Annotated in this window: 19 protein-coding genes and 1 tRNA gene; 5 read left to right on the top strand and 15 right to left on the bottom strand. The window is 57.9% G+C overall.

The features are described 5' to 3' along the window. Positions 1–46: 46 nt before the first annotated feature. Positions 47–1,666, top strand: coding sequence for an AbgT family transporter (locus ACP8J1_RS03420; RefSeq protein ID WP_023020829.1), 1,620 nt, complete (start codon positions 47–49; stop codon positions 1,664–1,666). Positions 1,667–1,742: 76 nt separating this feature from the next. Here the strand turns inward: ACP8J1_RS03420 and prfB are convergent, their stop codons facing one another. Beyond that, the gene (gene prfB / locus ACP8J1_RS03415; RefSeq protein ID WP_023020828.1) at positions 1,743–2,840 is read right to left on the bottom strand and encodes a peptide chain release factor 2; all 1,098 of its coding nucleotides are present in this window, start codon (positions 2,838–2,840) and stop codon (positions 1,743–1,745) included. 60 nt (positions 2,841–2,900) lie between these two features. On the opposite strand from prfB, the gene ACP8J1_RS03410 reads away from it, so the two are divergent. Both ACP8J1_RS03410 and hisN read left to right on the top strand, forming a co-directional pair. Further along, a complete protein-coding gene (locus ACP8J1_RS03410; RefSeq protein ID WP_023020827.1) occupies positions 2,901–3,737 on the top strand; it encodes an inositol monophosphatase family protein in 837 nt (278 codons plus the stop codon). Next, positions 3,730–4,512: a histidinol-phosphatase gene (gene hisN / locus ACP8J1_RS03405; RefSeq protein ID WP_023020826.1), complete on the top strand. Its 783-nt coding sequence runs from the start codon at positions 3,730–3,732 to the stop codon at positions 4,510–4,512. The genes ACP8J1_RS03410 and hisN overlap by 8 nt, the downstream gene beginning before the upstream one ends. Here hisN and ACP8J1_RS03400 read toward each other — a convergent pair. The 4 genes from ACP8J1_RS03400 to ACP8J1_RS03385 form a co-directional block, all read right to left on the bottom strand. Then, entirely contained in the window at positions 4,509–4,769 is a 261-nt protein-coding gene (locus ACP8J1_RS03400) for a hypothetical protein (RefSeq protein ID WP_023020825.1), read from the bottom strand. The two genes, hisN and ACP8J1_RS03400, sit on opposite strands and share 4 nt — an antisense overlap. Further along, on the bottom strand, positions 4,766–6,688 hold the full coding sequence (feoB, locus tag ACP8J1_RS03395) for a ferrous iron transport protein B (protein ID WP_023020824.1): 1,923 nt from the start codon (positions 6,686–6,688) through the stop codon (positions 4,766–4,768). Before feoB ends, ACP8J1_RS03400 begins: the two co-directional genes overlap by 4 nt. Further along, positions 6,688–6,933, bottom strand: coding sequence for a FeoA domain-containing protein (locus tag ACP8J1_RS03390; protein WP_084279013.1), 246 nt, complete (start codon positions 6,931–6,933; stop codon positions 6,688–6,690). Before ACP8J1_RS03390 ends, feoB begins: the two co-directional genes overlap by 1 nt. 259 nt (positions 6,934–7,192) lie before the next feature. Continuing rightward, the gene (locus ACP8J1_RS03385; RefSeq protein WP_023020822.1) at positions 7,193–8,281 is read right to left on the bottom strand and encodes a S1 family peptidase; all 1,089 of its coding nucleotides are present in this window, start codon (positions 8,279–8,281) and stop codon (positions 7,193–7,195) included. Between the two features lie 149 nt (positions 8,282–8,430). Between ACP8J1_RS03385 and ACP8J1_RS03380 the strand changes: the two genes are divergently transcribed. After that, entirely contained in the window at positions 8,431–8,871 is a 441-nt protein-coding gene (locus ACP8J1_RS03380; protein WP_023020821.1) for a DUF1990 domain-containing protein, read from the top strand. A 305-nt stretch (positions 8,872–9,176) separates the two neighbouring features. Here ACP8J1_RS03380 and ACP8J1_RS03375 read toward each other — a convergent pair whose 3' ends face one another. The 10 genes from ACP8J1_RS03375 to ACP8J1_RS03330 form a co-directional block, all read right to left on the bottom strand. Then, on the bottom strand, positions 9,177–9,998 hold the full coding sequence (locus ACP8J1_RS03375) for a hypothetical protein (RefSeq protein WP_023027628.1): 822 nt from the start codon (positions 9,996–9,998) through the stop codon (positions 9,177–9,179). Between the two features lie 24 nt (positions 9,999–10,022). Continuing rightward, on the bottom strand, positions 10,023–10,835 hold the full coding sequence (locus ACP8J1_RS03370; protein ID WP_023020818.1) for an ABC transporter ATP-binding protein: 813 nt from the start codon (positions 10,833–10,835) through the stop codon (positions 10,023–10,025). Positions 10,836–10,837: 2 nt separating this feature from the next. Beyond that, positions 10,838–11,821, bottom strand: a complete 984-nt coding sequence (locus ACP8J1_RS03365) for a FecCD family ABC transporter permease (RefSeq protein ID WP_023020817.1) — start codon at positions 11,819–11,821, stop codon at positions 10,838–10,840. Then, complete coding sequence (locus ACP8J1_RS03360; RefSeq protein WP_198010448.1) at positions 11,811–12,743, bottom strand: FecCD family ABC transporter permease; 933 nt, start codon at positions 12,741–12,743, stop codon at positions 11,811–11,813. The genes ACP8J1_RS03365 and ACP8J1_RS03360 overlap by 11 nt, the downstream gene beginning before the upstream one ends. A gap of 29 nt (positions 12,744–12,772) precedes the next feature. Beyond that, positions 12,773–13,645: an ABC transporter substrate-binding protein gene (locus tag ACP8J1_RS03355; protein ID WP_023020815.1), complete on the bottom strand. Its 873-nt coding sequence runs from the start codon at positions 13,643–13,645 to the stop codon at positions 12,773–12,775. 142 nt (positions 13,646–13,787) lie between these two features. After that, positions 13,788–14,234, bottom strand: a complete 447-nt coding sequence (locus ACP8J1_RS03350) for an ATP-binding cassette domain-containing protein (protein WP_023020814.1) — start codon at positions 14,232–14,234, stop codon at positions 13,788–13,790. A gap of 528 nt (positions 14,235–14,762) precedes the next feature. Further along, positions 14,763–15,524 carry a hypothetical protein gene (locus ACP8J1_RS03345; protein WP_023020812.1) on the bottom strand — a complete coding sequence of 254 codons (762 nt, stop codon included), beginning with the start codon at positions 15,522–15,524 and terminating at the stop codon, positions 14,763–14,765. Further along, positions 15,517–15,897, bottom strand: coding sequence for a hypothetical protein (locus tag ACP8J1_RS03340; protein WP_023020811.1), 381 nt, complete (start codon positions 15,895–15,897; stop codon positions 15,517–15,519). The genes ACP8J1_RS03345 and ACP8J1_RS03340 overlap by 8 nt, the downstream gene beginning before the upstream one ends. Before the next feature lie 362 nt (positions 15,898–16,259). Further along, a tRNA-Met gene (locus ACP8J1_RS03335) sits at positions 16,260–16,336 on the bottom strand. A gap of 154 nt (positions 16,337–16,490) precedes the next feature. Beyond that, complete coding sequence (locus tag ACP8J1_RS03330) at positions 16,491–19,481, bottom strand: UPF0182 family protein (protein ID WP_084278979.1); 2,991 nt, start codon at positions 19,479–19,481, stop codon at positions 16,491–16,493. A 90-nt stretch (positions 19,482–19,571) separates the two neighbouring features. Between ACP8J1_RS03330 and ACP8J1_RS03325 the strand changes: the two genes are divergently transcribed. Beyond that, positions 19,572–20,108 carry a PPA1309 family protein gene (locus ACP8J1_RS03325; protein ID WP_023020808.1) on the top strand — a complete coding sequence of 179 codons (537 nt, stop codon included), beginning with the start codon at positions 19,572–19,574 and terminating at the stop codon, positions 20,106–20,108. The last annotated feature ends 18 nt before the right edge of the window (positions 20,109–20,126 follow it).

Raw genomic sequence — 20,126 nt, 5'->3', positions numbered from 1 at the left:
AAGACACTAATTTGTTCCGACCCAATCGACAGAAAGTGCCGATACTATGGCCGAAACCGAAACTAAAGAAAAACCACGTTCTGCAAGCGGCTTCCTGGGCACTGTAGAAAAGATTGGCAATAAGCTGCCGGATCCGTTCTGGCTCTTCGTCATCCTCGCGGCAATCGTTGCTGTGACCTCCTGGCTGGGACACCTCATCGGTATGAGCGCCGAGGATCCTAAGACAGGCGAGACCATTGAGGTGCAATCGCTACTGACCACCGAGAATATCTCGCGAATGGTTACGGACGCGGTGGAAAACTTCACCAGTTTCCCACCGCTCGGCGTCATCCTTGCCGTGATGCTCGGCGTGGCCGTGGCCGAGCAGTCTGGTCTGCTTTCCGCTTTGGTGCGCGGCATGGTCACCAAGGTCAGTGCCAAGATGCTTACCTTCGTCGTGGCGTTGGCCGGTGTGACCGGCTCTGTGGCCTCCGATGCCATCTACGTCATCCTCATTCCGCTGGGAGCCATGGCCTTCCACGCGGTGGGCCGCTCCCCCATCGTGGGTGCAATGGTGGCCTTTGCCGCCTCGTCAGCCGGATTTAATGCCTCGCTGATTCTCAATATCACCGACCTCCTGCTGGCTGGTATTTCTACTCCAGCCGCGCAGTTCGTCGATGCCGAGTATGAGGTCAGCCCGCTGGCGAATATCTTCTTCGTCATCCCTTCCGCCGTGGTGCTTTCGCTCATCATTACCGCGGTCACGGAATTCCTCATGGTGAAAAAGGCCCGCGAATTGGTAGACCATGACCACATCAATTACGAAGAAGTCTCCTTTTCCAAAGCCGCTGGCGGCCCTTCCAACGCGGAAGGGGAAAAGGAAGAATACGACTTCACGGATGATGAAGAGGCCATGCGCATCAAACCCAATGAACAGCGTGGTTTGATAGCGTCCGGCGTCACCCTGGCGATCTTCCTCGCCGCCTTCTTCGCCCTGCTGTTTATCCCTGGTTCCCCGCTGGCGAGCCAAGAAGACAGCTTTATGGAGTCGCCGCTCATCAGCGCCATCGCGGTGCCCATTGCCTTGGCCTTCTTGGTATGCGGCATTGCCTATGGCTTGGCGGCTGGCACCGTGAAGTCCTTTGCTGATGTGCCGACGTTTATGGCCAAGGGCATCGAGACTCTCGTTCCCATGCTGGTCCTCTTTTTCGCCGTCGCCCAGTTCCTCGCTTGGTTCGAGTGGTCCAACCTCGGCGTATGGACCGCTATTAAGGGCTCCGAGCTACTCCAGCACTGGTCCCTGCCGCCGTTGCTCATGTTCGCCGCGCTGGTCGCCATGGTGGCACTGCTCAACCTATTCATTACCTCCGGCTCTGCCCAATGGGCGCTTATGGCCCCGGTCATCGTACCGATGATGATGTATGTTGGCGTCTCACCCGAGGTCTCCCAGATGCTCTTCCGTATCGGTGACTCACCGACGAATATCATCACCCCAATGTCGCCCTACTTCGCGCTGGCGTTGACCTTCCTGCAGCGCTACTACAAGCACGCGGGTGTGGGTACCTTGATGTCGCTCGCCCTTCCTTACTCGCTATGCATGCTGGTGGGCTGGTTCATCTTCTTTGTCATCTGGTACCTCATCGGTCTCCCGCTGGGACCAGGTGCACCGATGCACTTCCCCGCATAAGATTTCGCCGCGAGCTCAAGACAAAGGCCGAACTGCAGAGACAATCCTCTCAGTTCGGCCTTCGTTGTTTTCCTAACTAGTCCTGCTCTTGCTGCATGCGCCAGCGGATGCCGGATTCAAGAAAGCCATCGATATCGCCATCAAGCACCTTGGAGGGATCACCCACCTCAAAGTTGGTGCGCAGGTCTTTGACCATCTGGTACGGGTGCAACACATAGGAGCGCATCTGATTGCCCCAGGAGGCGTTACCACCAGCGCCCAGCGCGTCAAGCTCGGCCTGCTCCTCTTGGCGCTTGCGCTCCAAGAGCTTTGCCTGCAGCACGCGCATAGCCGAGGCCTTATTTTGAATCTGCGATTTTTCGTTCTGGCAGGTGACCACGATTCCGGTGGGAATGTGGGTCAGGCGCACCGCGGAGTCGGTGGTGTTGACGGACTGTCCGCCAGGGCCCGAAGAACGATAAACATCGACGCGCACATCATTGTCCGGGATATCGATGTGGTCGGTCTGTTCCACCACCGGCAGGACTTCCACCTCGGCGAAGGAGGTCTGGCGTCGGCCTTGATTATCAAAAGGCGAGATGCGCACCAAGCGATGCGCGCCTTGTTCCACGGAAAGCTGGCCGTACATGTACTCACCATGGACTACGAACGTGGCTGACTTGATGCCCGCTTCTTCCGCGTAAGAGATGTCATAGACATCCACCTTGTGGCCGTGCTTTTCTGCCCAGCGGGTATACATGCGCATAAGCATTTCAGCCCAGTCCGCCGCATCCACACCGCCGGCACCAGAACGAATATTGATAACCGCCTCACGCGGGTCATACTCACCGGAAAGCATGGTGGTGACCTCTAGGGATTCGATGGCGGACTCCAGGGAATCGAGCTCCTCGTCTGCCAGGGAAGAATCCCCTTCCTCTTCCGCAAGTTCGTACATGACGGGCATGTCCTCGAGACGCCCGCGCAGCGCTTCTAGCTTGCGAACCTTCGCCTGCGCTGCGGAAAGCTCAGAGGTGACTTTTTGGGCATGTTCGGGGTCGTCCCACAGGGATGGATCCCCGGCCTGGGCCTCTAGTTCCCGAATGCGGGCAGCCAAAGCCTCTGGGTCCATGACCTTCTCAATGGTGGTCAGGGTGGATTCTAGTTGCTTGAGCCGTGCTGTTACTTCGGGACGCATAGGCCCCAATCCTACCCACCCGGCCATCACAATTAGCCATCGGCCGCGTTTAGGGTGACAATGGTGGGCATGGATCAAAAGCCGAGCTTGCAGGAGATGATCGACGCGGTCATCAAGACCTTTATTGTCGCGCATGCGGATGACGGGGATGCGCACCTTGCGCAGGCCCTCGTCTATAACGCCGGACGCTTGGCGTGGCGCCTGCGCGAGATGGGCGTTGACGTGGAGCAAAAGACTTCCATCTCGGACGTTGTCACGGATGCAGACCGCGCGGCCGAGCGCTTCGTCGCGGGCGTGCTCGAGGCCGTGCGCCCGGAGGACGGCATCCTGGGTGAGGAGGGCGCCGCCCGCGAATCCCAGTCCGGCCGCACCTGGGTCATTGACCCAGTCGATGGCACCTACAATTTCTCTTCCGGCTCCGATTATTGGTGCTCTGCCCTCGCGCTTGCCGACGCCACCGGGATCACCCTCGGCGCCGTCCACCGCCCCGCCATGGGTTATACGTGGTTCGGTGGCCGCGACTACCCCACTTCTCTGGACGGCAAAGAAGTTTCCCGCCTTGCGGCTCAGCCAGCCAAGCAGATTTCGCTATCTACCTATTTGCACCCGACCTCGCTGATGGATGCGGATATCCGCGGGGCATGGCAGCGCGTGGCGGAAAACTTTGCTACAGTCCGTATGCTCGGTGCCGGTTCTGTTGACCTGTCCTCCGTAGCCGATGGCACGTGGGGCGCATGGATGCAGCATTCGGTAGCGGATTGGGATTGGTTCCCCGGCAAAGCTCTCGTTGAAGCAGCCGGTGGTGCCGCCCGCAAGGTAGAAGCCGGCGGTGTCGAATGGTGCCTCGCCGGCAATAAATTGGTAGTGGATCAGATGGAGGATTGGCTCCGTGGGTAAGTTCAAAGAAGACTTGGGCCTCGCGCTCGAGCTGGCGGGCCATGCCGATGTGGTAACCATGCATCGTTTCGAGGCCTCGGATCTTTCCGTTAAGGAAAAGCCGGATATGTCTCCCGTATCGGATGCGGACCTCACCTGTGAGAAGCAAATCCGCGAATCCCTCAAGCGCTCCCGCCCGCGCGATGAGGTGCTGGGCGAGGAATACGGCGGCGAGGCCTGTTATAAAGGCCGCCAGTGGGTCATCGATCCCATCGACGGCACCAAGAACTTCGTGCGTGGCGTGCCCGTATGGGCCACGCTCATTTCCCTCTTGGAAGACGGCGAACCGGTGGTATCCGTCGTCTCCGCTCCCGCCCTGCGCCGCCGCTGGTACGCGGCCAAGGGCGCGGGTGCCTTCCGCGTGTTCGGCGGCGAGCCGAAGCGTTTGAGCGTTTCCCACGTAGAAAAGCTCTCCGATTCTTCGCTGGCGATGAGCTCGCTTACCGGATGGGCTGAGCGCGGATTGCGCGATAAATTCCTCGCGCTAACGGATAAAACGTGGCGCCTGCGCGGCTACGGAGACTTCTGGTCCTATTGCCTCGTCGCCGAAGGCGCAGTAGATATCGCCGCCGAACCGGAGGTTTCCCTGTGGGACCTCGCTGCGCCCTCGCTCATCGTGACCGAGGCCGGCGGTACCTTCACTGACCTTGAAGGAAACCCCGGCCCGCATGGCGGATCCGGCGTAGCCTCCAACGGACTGCTGCATAAGCACGCCCTCGCCGCGCTACAGGGCTAGGGTCTTCTCCGCAGCTGGAGCAGCACCGGACCGCGGTGCTCGGTAGCTGCAGCGGAACAACCACCCGCCTGCGCGCAACTGCCGCAGCCGCCGGTGGGGCACGAAGTGAGCGATTCACGCACCAGCTCCGCCGTGCGTTCGAGGTGGGCGAGGATGATTTCCACGGTCCCCTGCCCTAACCCAGTAGCTTTTGCAATGTCAGCCGGGTTGGATTTTCCCTGTTTAATGGCCTCCTTGACCTGCTCCGTGGGGCTCATAGGAAGACCTTGAGGACTTGGAAAACTCCCACCGCCAGGATCCAGGCGGAGCCGAGTTGTAGGGCGAAGCCGATGAGTGTCCACTTCCAGCCTATTTCTCGCCGCTGCGCGGCTACCGTGGCTACGCACGGGGTGTAGGCCAGCAGGAATACCATGTACGCCCATACTGCCGCGAGCCCGTGCCCGCCAGAGGCCGCATCAAAATCAGCGCGGATATGGCTGGCCAGTGGGGATTCTGCTTGCTCTTCCGGTGCATCGTCAGTGACGTCTTCGACTGCGTACGTCTGTGCCCACGTGGAAATGAGGGTTTCCTTCGCCACGAATCCGGTGACCAAGGGTCCGGTCAGCGACCAAGAACCAAAGCCTGCCGGGGCAAAGACGGGAGACATTGCCTGAGCAACGGCACCATAGGCGGAATCCTGTGGCGGCACTGCCTCTTCGTTAAAGGAGTGCCCGCCGGTGACCGGGATGGACATGAGCAGCCAGATGACTACCACCGTGGCCACGATGATGCCGCCGGCGGTATGTAAGAAGCCCTTGAGGCGCACCCACATTACTGAGATGGTGAGTCTAAAGGTGGGCAGCTGATAGGCCGGAAGGTCGATAACGAGGGCTTCGGCCGGCATGGCCCGCCACACCGTGCGGCGCAGCGCCAGGCCTACCAACACCACCAAAGCGATGGACAGCACGTACATGGCAAATACCGCGGAACCGGCATGAGCAGGGAAAAATACCTGTGCCAGCATCATAAATACGATGAGACGCGCAGAGCATGAAGTAAAGGGAATAAGCAGGCAGGTGAGGATGCGGTGGCGGACGTCGCCAAGCACGCGCGTGGCTGAGATAGCCGGTACATTGCAGCCATAGCCCACCACGATGGGGATAAAAGCCTTACCCGGCAGGCCGATGGCGCGCATCACGCGGTCAGTGACCACGGCCGCGCGCGCCATATAGCCGGAATCCTCCAGCACCGCCAAGCACAAAAACATCAGCGCAAGAAGCGGCGCGAAGGTGAGCACCATGCCTACACCACCGATGAGACCATCCACCAACAAGCCTGTGAGCAGCCAGTTATCCGGGAGGATGCTGCGCGCAGCGGCGGAGACCGGGCCGGTGATGAATGCTTCTAATCCGTCCTGTAGCGGACCCGCGACAGTAGTGGTGATGAAGAAGACCGCCCACATCACCGCCAGAAACAGAATCGGCCCGAGCACTGGGTGCAAGACTAGGCGGTCCGCGCGGTGGCTGAGCGGTTCGCCAGTATCCGTCCGTGAAACGGCAGCTTTTTCCGCCGCGTCCAAATCCACAAAGCGCTGGTCTAGGTCAGCATTGGGCCGGATGGTCCGCGGATCAGTGTGCATTGCACGGGCAACCTCGCGCTCGAGCGCATCCAAGTTTTCACGCCGCCGACCGTTAACGCTGACCACCGGGATGCCCACCTCGTGTGAAAGCGCGGACGTATCGATGCTTATGCCCTGCTGCTTGGCGATGTCCTCCTTGGTCACCCCAATCACTACCCGGTATGGGTGCTCCGCAATCTGGAAAGCGAGGTTCAGTCCGCGCGCCGGCGCAGTGGCGTCCACGAGCACCACAACCACATCGGGGCGCTCACACGGCGGAGCCTCCACGAGCATATCGCGGGTAAATTCCTCGTCTGGGCTCATTGGATCCAATGAATAAGCACCAGGAAGATCAATGATGTCAAAGGCCTCTGGCTGCGCATTCCACAAGCCACGGCTTATCTCAACGGAGGTACCTGGCCAGTTTCCGGTCTGCACCTTCGCTCCGGTTAGCGCATTGAACAAGGTAGATTTGCCGGAATTTGGAGCCCCGACCAATGCGAGGACCGGCGTTCCCTCCTTCGCAATGCGCATCGAGGAGGTGGAATGGCAGCTCGGCGCAGCGGTTTTCCGTGCCATTATGCTGCCACCGGGATGACTTCGAGCTGGCGAAGAGTAGCCGCATCCACCGCATAGTGGGCGGTGCCTACGGTAACTAGGCGCGCGCCGCCGGCTACCTTGCGGCCGATCTGTACGCGCACACCTGGGCGGAAACCTAATTCCCGCAAGCGCAGCGCCAACGCCGGCCGCTCGTCGATGGCGTGCTGCAAGCAGCACTCAGGAAGTTCCACCAAAGCGTCTACCGGTGCCTGATCGGCGCGCATACACTCGGATTTTTCGCACCCCGGTTTGCGCCGGGTGCGGGACAATAAGGACAGCTGCAACATCGCGCGGTTACCTCAGTTCTCTCTGACCGGACCATGCCGGTGATATTAGCCACACCTAAGTAGCTACTAGATAAGGCTAACCTTAGTCCGCCTAAGCTTTTCACACAAGCTCCGATTAGTTGTGATTATCGGCACCGGGCAGGGACGCAAAAAGCCCGCTCCCCGAGCTGGGGAGCGGGCGAATGCCTCAGTACAGCTAGTCTTCAGGCAGCGTGAAACCGGCACCTACGCCACCGCGGCGGTTCATATCCGCCAAGACCGCATCCATATTGGTGGCAGCAGTCGGGTTATGAACCGGCCCCTGCAATGGGGTACGGCACGGGAAATTCACCGGCAGGAATCCACCGGAAATGGAACCAATGAGGCGGCCATTGACGAGCAACGGCGCACCAGAATCACCCATCATGGCGCAGACTTGGTTTACCTGAATCTTCTTTGCCTGCTGATAGGTAATACCGCAGGTCTTGCCGGTGGCAACGCCCTGCTTGCACACCTGCTGGCCCGGTTTGACGCCACCGCCTAGTTCATTGACAGTTACGCCATTGTAGGAACGGGACACCTTAGCCTTGGAGCCGAACTCAATGACGGCGTAGTCCAAGTCCTCGTTCTTAGACACCACGGTGCCCGTCGGGCCGATTTGCTCCGAATCAGCGGAGGTAACTGAATCGCCCACATTGCCGCAGTGGCCAGCGGTCAGCCCCACCTTGCGGCCACCATTATCGTTGCCTGCCGCGGTCAGAGTACACATCGTCTTGTCATTGACGTAGAGCGGGGTGCCTGGACCATAGAGGGAGTCACCCTGATTCATGGCTGCAACAGACTCTTCTGGAATGCGTGGGGCATCAAACATGGAACCCGGCACACGGTGCAGGACGTAATCAGCCTGTGGCTTTCCGGCGGCTACCTTGGAAAATCCATCGTTTTTCCACTTATAGTTCGGATTGGTTCCCTTCGGTTTAAACTCCGGCTGGGTAGCCTGCTCCGCTAGACCGATGGGATTCGGATTAGTCATCGGCTCCGCGTACTGTCCTTGCTGCAGGTTCTGCTGCACGGCTTGCTGCGCGTTGCGCACAGAGGAATCCACGGCATCGGTAACATTCTTATCCACCTGCGGGGTCTGGATGCCGACCCCCGCTAGGTTATCGCGGACCTGGTTAATAATCCCTGCGGAGTCGAAATCCGGTTGGGGCAATTCCTGGGCGCCTGCGGCCGGGGAACCCAGGAAAAACGCACCAGCGAAAGCCGAGCCCACTAGGACTTTCTTGAGGTGCGGAATGCGAAGCATCAAGGTACCTACTTTCAGTTGTCAACATCGTGCAAACTCGATAGTGGCACGAAAAAATTGTGGAAACAGCAAACTCTTGTGACTGTGTCCAAGCCGTTATATTTCTTCCAGACTTCGGGGGTGATCACCCCTCCCCTATCATGGAGAACATGCCCACACCGCTGTCCTATTCTGATGTCTCCGACTTTCCACAGCTGCATATGTCGCGGGTTATCGATGCTGACTTTGACGCCGCCGCACACCGACTTTTCCGCTGGTCAGTACAACGCAGCGGCCTTTTCCGTGTCCGCCCGACCCATGAGGTTGTGGAGCTCGGCGCGGAGGTCACCCTCGGCTTGGGTCCATGGGATTTTCACTGCCGCGTAGTCGATGTCTTCCATGAGGATGGCCGCTGCGGATTCACCTATGGCACCCTCCCTGGACACCTCGAGCGCGGCGAAGAGACCTTCACCCTAGAGCGTCTGCGCGATGGTCGCACGGTATTGCTTATCGACGCCGCCTCAGAGCCCTTCCTACCCTTCCTGCGCCCCCTTGTGGACGTGCCGAGGCGCCTGCTTATCAGCAGGCTATATCTCCACGCGCTGGACTAAGCGGCAACGATAGCCGCATTCATCTCGCCTTTAAGCTGTCCGTTCTACCTTTTTGTGGTGCTCACCAGGAATTGAACATCAGGTCATGCTGGGAGCGGCAGCAGCTTAGGACAGCCGTGGGTTCGTTGACAAGCAGCACCTGTGGATCCTCTACTAAGGGTGCAACCTCTTCTCCCCCATCACGTTAAGAGAACTTTTTCCTCTACGGTATCCACAAAAGATCGGATGATTGCCGAGTATATTTCGATCAAATAAAGCCGCCTCCCTGTAAGGAGACGGCCCTTTAATCCGAAGAAAACGTGGATCTAATTCTTGCGTTTATCTTCGATGGATTCGCGTGCGTCACGAACAGCGCCCTTGACGCGATCGAAGAATCCGCCCTTCTTCGTGGTCTCTTCTTGGTACTCGTGAGCCTTATCTTCCACAAAGCCCTTAGCACGCTGGAAGGCATCACCTACGGCGCTACCTGCCTCCGATGCCTTCCCCTTCAGCTGGTCCAAACGCTCATTGCCAGCCTCGCCGGTGACGTCATCTGCTTCGTCTCGGTCATCGCCAGACATCTCTGGATCTACATCCAGATCATTGACAGAGGTTGGGGTCTCGCCCGAGGCTTCCAGATCAATGTTTGGCTGCTGTGGGGCAGAACCAATGTGTTCTTCCTTCGCCTCACCTACGATGTGCTGGCTCGGTGCATAGTCCGCGTTGTTCTCATCCAGCGCTTCCTGCAGGTCCGGCTGCTGTGGGGCAGAACCAATGTGCTCTTCCTTTGCCTCACCTACGATGTGCTGGCTCGGTGCATAGTCCGCGTTGTTCTCATCCAGCGCTTCCTGCAGGTCCGGCTGCTCTGCGGCCTTGCCAACATGTTCTTCCTCCGCACCAGCGACAACGTGGTTCTGCGGCTCATACTTGCTTGCGGTGGGCTCATCTCCGTCCGCAGATGGCTTACCGACCGGCTTGGACAGGCCGGCAGCACCTGCGGCGCCCGCAGCAGCTGCACCAGCAGCGACACCCGTAGCCGCCCCGGAGGACTTGTCAGACTTAGCAGCTGAAGACACAGAATCCTCAGAAGCTAAGTACTTGTATTCGTTACGGTCCAAGTCGACCTCGTGGCCTAGATCGTTTGCCATTGCTACTTACTCCTTTTAATAGATTTATCTTCTTCCTTCTAGGGTTCCAGAAAGTTCAGGAGCGTGCACGGAAATGGGGATAGGAAAGCGTCTACCGGTGGTTGGATCAGTCATCTCTAAACACTCAACTTGGAAGGTTTCGCGTACGAGTTCAGCGGTCATCACCTCCTCGGTAGGCCCTTCGGCCACAATGTGCCCCTCACGCATGGCTACGATTCGATCGGCGTAACGCGCAGCATGGACCATATCGTGGACCACCATGACCACTGTGGTCCCGGCACCATTGAGGTCTCGGATGAGCTCCAAGATGGACAGTTGGTGCGCAGGGTCGAGGTAAGTAGTCGGCTCGTCAAGCAAGGTAATTGGTGTTTCTTGGGCCAAGGTCATGGCGAGGAAAACACGCTGGCGTTGACCGCCGGAAAGGTCTGCAGCAGGGACGTCGAGAAGGTCGCTCACCCCAGCACGCGAGGCAGCACGCTCAACCGCTGCATGATCTCCGGCCCGCATCGTCGCTAGCGCCCCTGTATAGGGATAGCGGCCGTAGCCGATAACGTCGCGCACTAGTACCCCTTCCGGAGCCGCAGGGTGTTGTGGCAGAAAAGAAACTTCACGGGCAAAGGCACGCGAGGAATACTCACTAATTTTTTGGTCCGCGAGGTACACCGCGCCTGCGCTGGGCGTAAGTTGGCGCCCCAATGTTTTGAGAAGCGTCGATTTGCCGCAGCCATTCGGCCCGATCAGAGCCGTTACTTGACCGCTAGATAAGCGGAGATTTACATCTTTGACCACATCGGGACCACCGTAACCCACGGTCAATCCGCTACATGTCAATGTCATGTCTAGCCTCCATTTCGCACTCGGGTTAGCCCAGTCAATAGGAAAATGAAATAGGGTGCGCCAATCAGCGCGATGAGCGCGCCAACGGGGATTTCCGTGGGGGCGAAGGCCCAGCGACCGAACGTATCGCATACAGTCACGAGGGTCGCGCCGCCTAGGGCCGCCACGGGCATTTGCCGGCGCAGGTTCGAACCAACCATCAAGCGGGCAGCATGTGGGACGATGAGCCCGGCGAAGCCCAAGACCCCAGCCGCGGCGACTCCCGCTGCGCCGAGGATAACGGCCAAAGCTATTGCTATTAGGCGCCACATCTTGGCGTTCACTCCAATGCCGGCCATGGTGGAATCATCCAGTGCGAGCATATCCAGGTGTTTTGCCACCACCATCGCGGCGGTTAGGGCGAGAAGGATAAAGGGGGCGACAATAGTGGCGTCGCCAAGCGAGCGGGCGTAAAGCGAACCTTTCAGCCATGTCATGGCCGCTCCTGCCTCTGGCGCGGCGCGCACCAGGAGCAATTCGGTGATGGCACCCAGCCCAAAAGATACCGCCACCCCGGTAAGGGGCAGGCGCACCGGATCGCTTGCCCCGCGTCCGGCGAGAAGGAGAACCAACCCAGTTCCAGCCAACGCGCCGATAAAGGCGATAAAGGTCAGCAGGTGGGCCGGCAGGGCGCCTGCTCCCATAAGTACCGCAACGGCCGCGAGCCCACCGCCGGAGGTAATACCCACCGTATCTGGTGCGGCCAAGGGATTGCGTAGCGCGGATTGCAATATACAGCCAGAAACAGCCATGGCACTGCCCGCGCAAATACCCACCAAGATCCGCGGTGCGCGGTACTTCCATATGAGCGGATCTCCGGTAAAGAAGCCAGTGGTCACCTCGCCCGGCGATTTCATCACCGCACCGACGCCCATGCCGATAACTGCGCTCAATATCAACGCCAGGATGAGTCCTACTAGAACCCCTACAATTCTCTTATGCCGCATGTCTCCTCCTCCCTAGCGCATGGACGGACCACAGCACTAAGGGCATGCCAGCCAAAGAAGTCACGATGCCCACTGGGGTCTCGGCTGGCGCCCAGATTGCCTGCCCAACCGAGTCGGCCACCAGAAGCACCGCTGCTCCTACAATTCCAGCCACACATAGCCCCATGCGATGGTGCGGGCCGCACACCCGCCACGCTACGGTCGCGGCCATCAGCCCCAAAAATCCAATCGGCCCGGTTGCGGCTACCGAAGGAGCAACGAGCACTACCGCCGCCACAATGGCGGCCAACCGAATGCGCTCCGGCTTCGCCCCCACAGCACCGGCCACGGCATCGCCAGCTACGAGCAAGTCCAGCGTTTTCGCACCGACTAAAGTCAAGGGAACCACGACCAGCACAGCGATCAGCGCGGGCATAATATCGCTTAGGCGTACACCGGCAAGCCGGCCAGAAAGCCACGACATCACCGTCGCCAGTTGAGCTTCATCCACCACCAGGAAAATGGAGGTCAAGGCGCTACACAGCGAGGAAACGGCAACGCCAACCAGAACCATGCGCTGGATCGCACCGCTCTTGCCGACGCCCACCGTCACCCCCACAGCAATCCCCGCACCCAGCAGCGCACCGGGCAGCTGGTCAACGCTCGAGGTTTCGCTTCCTAAAAACATTGCGGTTGCGACTGCACCGAGTGCCGCACCGGAGTTCACACCAGTGATGGACGGATCGGCGAGCGGATTCGCGGTTGCCGTGCGCAGCAATAACCCACCTACACCTAGTGCAATACCGACCACCGTGGTAGCAAGGAGACGGTCAAAAGCCACGCTATGCAGCTCTTCTTCTAACCACGGGGTATCAACTGGCACCTGAACATGGCGGAGCCGCCACCACCACACAAAGGCAGCGGCAGCGGTTGCAAGGACCAAGCAGACGCTGGCTTTAGTTCGAGGTGCCACTACTTTTCAGCGGCGATAATGTCATCGAGCATATGCTCGGCAGATAATGGCCCGCGGGCGCGCGACCAGATATCTTGGTCTACCTCTACGATGTCACCGCTGCCCTTGGCATAGGGCGTCTTTTTAAACGCTTCGACGTCCTTGTACATAAAGACTCGGTCAGCCTTCATTCCAGGGAGCTTATCGCCGGTCAGTTCCGCTACATCAGTCTTAGATTCGATAGAAGACTTCTCGCCTTCGAAGGCATAGTCATAGCCCACTTTACTCAGTAGCGACTGAGAGAAAGAGGGGTTGACCCAGGTATAGAGCATCTCGCTGGACCAGCCAGCCACGACAGCACGACTACCCGGCTTTACCGTGTCCTTGGTCTGAGCAATCTTGTCCTCGATGCGCTGACGGACATCTTTAGCCTTTTCCTCTTTGCCGAGTTTGGCCGCGATCTCATCCATCGAGTCCAGCACGTCCGAGTAAGTTTCATCTGGGTAGGATTCCGTCTGCGCAATCTCTTCCAGTTGCGGCATGATATCAGCTTGACGGGTAGGGCTAGCCAAAATCAGATCTGGTTCCAAAGACTGGATAACTTCTAGGTTCGGCTGCTTGGCTTGGCCCACGGAGGTCGCCTGACCTAACTGTCCCTTCAACGTAGTTGGTGCCTCCGACTTGCCGATTTCCACGATTCCCACTGGGTCCACATCGAGGGCCTTGAGAATTTCCTCATAGCGCCAATCGAGCGCCACAACTCGCTCGATTTTCCTATCTTCACCCGGTCCCTGAGAAGAATCAGAAGAACACGCAACAAGGCCTGCGCCTAGGGCTAGGGTGGCTACAAGTGCGATAACTGCACGCACATTCATGAAGTCTCTCTTTTGCATAGGCTTACCTTAGCTTTATAAGGGTTTACTGTCTAGAGCCTGATTGCTTCCCTCTCCATGACGGACCATGCAGCCACAGGATGAGTTCCATGAGGGATAGCGGTGAGGAGCGGAAACCGAAATCCGCTCTAGCCACGATCATCTACAGCCTCTGCGAACGAACTCCAAACTGCGGTCTTTGGTGTTCATCTTTCGAATGCTCTAGCCCTTGAGCACAGCGCGGGAAACGATGACGGGGGGCGTCGCTGAAAGGATCGTCCCAGATTTCTACATCGATACCGTAGGCTGCGGCTAAAATATCCTTCCGCAGTGCTTCCTTGGGAGTCCCCCGGGCTATGACCTCGCCGTTGTTCATAACCGCCCTGGTGTCGGAGTACTGACCAGCCAACATGTGGTCGTGCAGCACAACAACGACTGTCTTACCAGCGCGGGCTTGCTTGCGAACGAGCTCCAAAACACTAATCGCGTGGGCGGGATCAAGGAAGGTCGTAGGCTCGTCGAGCAGCGGCACCGGCGCGCCCTGAGCCAGAGCCAGTGCAAGCCGTGCCCATTGCCGCTGGCCGCCGAAGAAAACGAAAATGGCCCTCATCGGCGAATGGGGAGCAGTTCATCAATCTAGAGGGGCTAACTGTCATTGGCCTTACAACGGTTCCATATCTATAGGCTATGCGAAGTTTCCATAGCCAGAAATGGTGCTCACCCATAAGAACGCTGATACGACGAAAGCCGCGGCGAATGTGAAGGCAAAAGCACGCCATGATCGGTCGCTAAGCCGATCCTTTTTCAACATGTAGACAGATATGGCTAATACACCCAACACCACCAATGAAGGTAGAGGTAGCCCATAGAAGACGAAAGGTATTGGAAGCCATGTGGACAGGAGCACTCCGCCATAAAGGGTTGCGACGCCCAAGACAATTCCAAAAAGTATTCCCGGAATGATCGTTCTTTCTTTCACAACAAATTCCTTACCAATCAGTTTATCTTAATCAGGCCACCGTTTTTAGCCTGCGCATGACATTCATGGGCCTGACCCCGGAAATTAGACACGTCGGGGGGTCAGGCCCCAGTTTTCTATCTCCAAAGTAAACAGACCCAAACCGCTTTTGAGTGGCAGCTAGATGATCGGTGATTGTGAATTGTCTAGCCAGGCCACGATGTGGTTTTCGGCTTGTCTCGCGGACGGTAGTTTGTCGAGGCGGCGGTCTCCGTTATGGTTCGTGAGAAGAAGCGGGAAGTAGTTTCCCTTGGCATTAAACTTGACCTGGAGGGTCTCGCCGTGCGAATTCTGGTACGTAACGAAGCTAGCGGACGGAGCCTCCGACAAGTGAGTCAGCCACTTGGGTACGGCTTTGGCAGAGGCGTAACGTTGCTCGCCCAATACAGTAGACGAGGTGGAGATGTCAGTGGTTTCGTCGCCTTCCAAGATCGGAATGCCCAAATGCGGGACCGAAATGGCGATGCCCTGGTGGAGGCCGAGCGCTGAAAGTTTTCGGGCGTCGCTCGAGAGATTTTCCGTGGGGATGTCGATTTTGGCTTGGCCGGGAGCTGGTGGTTCAACCTGCGCCAACTGCGCAATTGCGTCGAGTGCCACCATAGACTGAGGTGTATCTTCGAGGGCGGTGATGGCCAAGTTAAGAGACTCGCGCTGCGACGTACTCGCCGTGTACAACTCGAGCGAGTCGGACTGATTCACTGAATCCAGCAGGATGCCGAGTATTTCGCCTTGGTAGGCGTAGATGGCCTCATCGATGGCGGTGGTGTCATGAATATTGCTCAGCAGGTGGTGGAGGTGCTCAGCGGCATCCGAGTCCATGGATTGGTCGTAAACTTTCGCATACAGTCGTCCGATGAGCAGCAGTGCGGAATCGCTATGCATAGTCTTTCGCTCCGTAAAAGTCGAAGGGGTACGGGTGGCTGATCTTCCCGGCGAGGGGGTTTCGATCCTGTGGAGCGGAAAGCCATCCGGTGATGGCGCTGAGCACTTCGGCAGGCAGGCGCACTTCTTCCCCTTCTGCTGCAGCGAACCTGTAGCTGAGGGCGCCGGGTTTGTCAGCGTTTCCGTCAAGTCGCTCGGCCAGCTCGAATATTGTCAGCGCAGTGATATCTGCAACGAATCTGATTGCGTCATCAGATGACAGGGGCCCTGTTTCCTGGATTCGCGTGTGAAGCTGTTCCATGGTTGGCGTGACGATGTCTTCGAGGTCCGATTGAAATTGCGTCAGCTGTTCGTTGGTGGGCTGCGTTAACACTCTTATAACACTCCAGGGTTCCACGGGATATTTGTAGGTTGAGACAAGCCTTGTTGCTTGAGCTTCTCGATACCATAATCGGTTAGTGCTTCCGCTTCAGATTGGCTGAATCCGACCGAGGTGTGCGCCTCTACCTCGATGGCTCTCACTTCGTTCCGAGTATAGGTATCGACGTCAGGACCGAAATTCTTGGCAAAATCATCATATCCGCGTCGTTGTGCTGCAGTGATCTCTTTGTGAAGCGCAGATCCGGTTGCGGGATTGCGCGGTGCAGGATTTTGAGACTAGTGCACCAAATGGCGATTTCAGCATAAAACGAAAGAGACCCCTACCAGCGTTTCCACTGGTAGGGGCCCGGAAGTTGGTAGCGGGGGCAGGATTCGAACCTACGACCTCTGGGTTATGAGCCCAGCGAGCTACCGAGCTGCTCCACCCCGCGTCGAGATGACTTCCATCATCTGCGCTTGAACAGTACGTTAACACTAAGTGTATTCGCTCTGTCCTGGCGACTCATGTAACTATACATAGGGAAAGGCACCTACCCAAATCCGCTGGTCAGGTGCCTTAATCGCTGCTTTTAAAGAGTGAAAGAACTACTTTTCCGTCTTCTGATAAGACTCAACTGCCTTATCGAGTTCATCCAGGGCGCGGCCGTATTCCTCGAAGGAACCATCGCGAGCATCCTCTAGGCCCTTCAAAGCCTTGTTGATGTCATCGATGGCGCCTGCCTGGTCGGAAGAGGAAGGAGCGGAGGCTGGGGCCGACTGCTTATCTTCCTTGGCATCCTTCTTATTCTTGTCGTCCTTGGTGTCGGTCTTTTCGCCAGAATCGCCGTCGACTTCCTCAATATTCTGAGCAGCCTTGGCATCGATTCCAACTTGTTCAAGGGCATCACCGATAGTGGGGGCGTAGCCTACGCGGCCCTTATAGGACACGAGTACGCGCAGCAGCTTCGGGAAGGCAGAGGCCTGGTCCTTGCGCTGCGAGTAAATCGGCTCAAGGTACAGGATTTCGCCATCACCTACTGGCAGGGCCAGCAGGTTACCGTTGTGCAAGTCGTTAGTGCCTTCCCACAGGGTGCGGTCTCGGGCGACCTGGTCAGAAGACATCATCGCATCCTGCGCCTGCTTCGGGCCCTGAGTCTGCGTATTGGTCGGCAGCACCCGCACGGTGATATCGCCATAAGTTTCCGGATCGGAGGAGACAGCCATGTGTGCGGACAGGAACTCGCGGTTCAAGCCGCGATAAGAGGTCGTCAGCTGGAAGCTGGGCTTGCCGGTCTCTGGATCTGCGGCCATCACGTAGTAAGGCGGCTGGTTGAGCTGGCGAGATTCCTCCGCAGTGGGGTCATTCGGCACGGACCAGAAGGCATCGTTGTTGAAGAATACATTCGGGTCATCCACGTGGTAGCGCGCCAGCAGGTCACGCTGCACCTTGAACATATCTTCCGGATAGCGGAAGTGCTGGCGTAGCTCGTCAGAGATTTCTGCCTCTGGCTTGACGACGTCCGGGAAGACTCCCTCCCAAGCCTTGAGCACTGGGTCATTCTTATCGAACTCGTAGAGATCCACGCTGCCGTCATAGGCATCGACGGTGGCCTTTACCGAGTTACGGATATAGCCCACTTTGTCATTGACAAGGCGTTGGGTCGTGCCATCAGGATTGAGGGTGTCCTGGGTGGCGTCGGAAAGCGAAGCGCGCTGGGAATAAGGCAAGGACTCCAAAGTGGTATAGCCATCGACGATCCACTTCAGGCGGCCATCCACTACGGCCGGGTAGGTAGCAGAATCGGTGGTCAGCCACGGAGCAACCTTTTCCACGCGCTCGCGCGGGTCGCGGTCGTAGAGGAGCTTTGACTCGCTGCCGACGCGGTCAGAAAGCAAGAAGTTCAGCTCGCGGTACTTGGCGGCGTACATAGTGCGGTCGAAGATATTGCCAATGCCGACGCCACCCTTGCCGTCATAGGTATAGGTGGAGCTATCGGTGTCATATTCCACCGGGTTATCGCCAGTCTTGCCGGTAATGGCGTAATCCATGCCATCGGCAGCGCCAGCAATAACCGGGCCATAGTAGATGCGCGGCTGGTCTACCTTGATGCCCAGAGACTTCTCGGCGTCTTGGGTTTCGCCTTCGCCCTCCGACTCACCGGCCTGGGTCTGCAGATCAGAAACGGTAAAGATGGGGAAGCCTCCGCGGGCAGAGCCCGCATCGCGGGCTACCTCATCGACCTTATTGGCCTGCGCTGCCACAAAGCCATTGCCGTGGGTGTAGACGGTATGACGGTTAATCCAGTCGGACTGATTCTCCCGCAACTCATTTGGATCCAGCTCGCGCGCAGCAACGACGAAGTCACGCTTCTTACCATCGATCTCATAGCGGTCCATCGATAGCGTCTCTGGGAAGCCGTAGAAATTCTTCAGCTGCTGCATCTGGGTGAAGGTAGGAGAAAGAATCTCCGGATCCAGCAGGCGGAGGTTATTGATGGTGGCGTTATCAGAAGCCACCTTGTCATCAGAGACCTCGTCCCCACCCCAGTTGTCTTCATAGGTGACGTGGTCATCGGTAAGCCCATAGGCATAGCGCGTGGCCTCAATATTGCGGGCGATGGATTCTTCTTCCTTTGCCTGACGGTTTGGCTGCACGGAAAAACGTTCCATCAGCAGCGGCCATGCCTGGCCGATAACCAGCGAGGACAGCAACATCAACACCACGGCCAGACCCGGGATGCGCAGGTCCTTAATGACGATGGCCATAAACAACGCCACCGCCACAAAGACGCCAATGATCATCAAGATGATTTTCGCCGGCAGGTAGGCATGAATATCGGTATAGGAACCACCGGTAAAGAGATCGTGCTGGGCATATAGGAGCTCGTAGCGCTCCAACCAGTAGCCGATGACCTGAACAACCATCCACAGGCCGGCAGTAGTCGCCAGCTGCAGGCGAGCCGAGTGGGAAATGGAGCCGCGAACTCCTGCGGCCTTATTGCCAATGCGGATGCCACCCAGCACATAGTGACCGAAAAGCGCGATGAGGAACGCCAAAATCAACAGGATAGATAGGGTGCTGACCACCATCTTCAAAACCGGCAACGTGAAGGCATAGAAGCCTAGGTCGTGGTGGAACTGGGCGTCCTGTTGGCCGAATTCCTGGCCGTTTAAAAATAGCAGGACCGTGCGCCAATTAGCCTGGCCGATGAAACCGGCAATGATGCCCACGATGGCGGGGATGACCTTGAAGAAGACGCCCATAGACTTTTCAATGGACTTGCGGTACTGATACACCGGCGAGTTCAAGTCCCCAAGGTCGAGCGAATCCGGACGCCCGCGCCAGGCAAAGAAGCCCGCGGCCCACACCACGGCAGCGGCGATGAAGCCGAAGATGATAAAGAGCACTATCCGCGCAATAATCGCGGTGGTGAAGACGTTCCGGTATTCAATCGCACCAAACCACCTCCAATCCGTGTACAGGCCCACAAACATGGGGCCGATGAACAAAAGGAGGGCAATGATGGCCGCAATGATTGTCGCGACCCGCGGGGGCCGCTTCAACGGGGCGGCTGGTGTGGATGACCCTAAGGACAACGCCAGCTCCAATCAAATAGTGCGAATTTAAAACCTGTAGACTTCTTCCAGCTTAAGGAAGCAATACACAGATAACGAATAAGGATGTTTATGAGTTCCCCCGAATTATCACAGCCAGCTTTAAACCGCGCGATGACCGAAGCCGTGGAATTCGTCCATGCAGAGGGCTGGGACGCCCGCCCCACTATCTTCGCGCTCGTTCCTACCCACTTGGTAGCAGACCAGCTTGCCGCCCTCGATGAGGAAGATGCGGCGCCGCTTACCCTTATCGTGCAGGATAATGTGCCTGAAAACATTGAGCCCGGTTCTGAGCAGTTGGCCGACTATGTCTCCCGCTTGGCTTGGCCGCGGGAGGTGGCCGGCGTCATCCTGGCCCAAGAGATTAGGTTCCGCGATACCTCCAGCGAGGACCCCTCCCCTCGCCCGGCGCGCCTGTTTTCCGGTGCGCTGCGTGAGGAAGGGATTGAAACCACATTGCTGCAGCTGCGCCCCACCGAAGAGGAGTTGGAAGCAGCCGGGCCATTCGCGGAGGATGACATCCAGCTGCGCGGCGGCCCCCAGGTAGCACCCGGGATTATCGCGGCCCTGCGCTATGGGCTGAGCCAGGACCCGGATGAACTAGATTAGACTGGAAAGACAATTCTC

Source organism: Corynebacterium sp. LaCa_205 (assembly GCF_057458085.1).
This window is presented reverse-complemented; position numbering and strand designations above follow the sequence as displayed.

Bases quoted from the DNA above. Each gene is read 5' to 3' on its own strand.
- ACP8J1_RS03420 (WP_023020829.1), top strand. From the start codon at position 47: ATGGCCGAAACCGAAACTAAAGAAAAACCACGTTCTGCAAGCGGCTTC.
- prfB (WP_023020828.1), bottom strand. From the start codon at position 2,840: ATGCGTCCCGAAGTAACAGCACGGCTCAAGCAACTAGAATCCACCCTG.
- ACP8J1_RS03410 (WP_023020827.1), top strand. From the start codon at position 2,901: ATGGTGGGCATGGATCAAAAGCCGAGCTTGCAGGAGATGATCGACGCG.
- ACP8J1_RS03400 (WP_023020825.1), bottom strand. From the start codon at position 4,769: ATGAGCCCCACGGAGCAGGTCAAGGAGGCCATTAAACAGGGAAAATCC.
- feoB (WP_023020824.1), bottom strand. From the start codon at position 6,688: ATGGCACGGAAAACCGCTGCGCCGAGCTGCCATTCCACCTCCTCGATG.
- ACP8J1_RS03390 (WP_084279013.1), bottom strand. From the start codon at position 6,933: ATGCGCGCCGATCAGGCACCGGTAGACGCTTTGGTGGAACTTCCTGAG.
- ACP8J1_RS03385 (WP_023020822.1), bottom strand. From the start codon at position 8,281: ATGCTTCGCATTCCGCACCTCAAGAAAGTCCTAGTGGGCTCGGCTTTC.
- ACP8J1_RS03380 (WP_023020821.1), top strand. From the start codon at position 8,431: ATGCCCACACCGCTGTCCTATTCTGATGTCTCCGACTTTCCACAGCTG.
- ACP8J1_RS03375 (WP_023027628.1), bottom strand. From the start codon at position 9,998: ATGGCAAACGATCTAGGCCACGAGGTCGACTTGGACCGTAACGAATAC.
- ACP8J1_RS03370 (WP_023020818.1), bottom strand. From the start codon at position 10,835: ATGACATTGACATGTAGCGGATTGACCGTGGGTTACGGTGGTCCCGAT.
- ACP8J1_RS03365 (WP_023020817.1), bottom strand. From the start codon at position 11,821: ATGCGGCATAAGAGAATTGTAGGGGTTCTAGTAGGACTCATCCTGGCG.
- ACP8J1_RS03355 (WP_023020815.1), bottom strand. From the start codon at position 13,645: ATGCAAAAGAGAGACTTCATGAATGTGCGTGCAGTTATCGCACTTGTA.
- ACP8J1_RS03350 (WP_023020814.1), bottom strand. From the start codon at position 14,234: ATGAGGGCCATTTTCGTTTTCTTCGGCGGCCAGCGGCAATGGGCACGG.
- ACP8J1_RS03345 (WP_023020812.1), bottom strand. From the start codon at position 15,524: ATGCATAGCGATTCCGCACTGCTGCTCATCGGACGACTGTATGCGAAA.
- ACP8J1_RS03325 (WP_023020808.1), top strand. From the start codon at position 19,572: ATGAGTTCCCCCGAATTATCACAGCCAGCTTTAAACCGCGCGATGACC.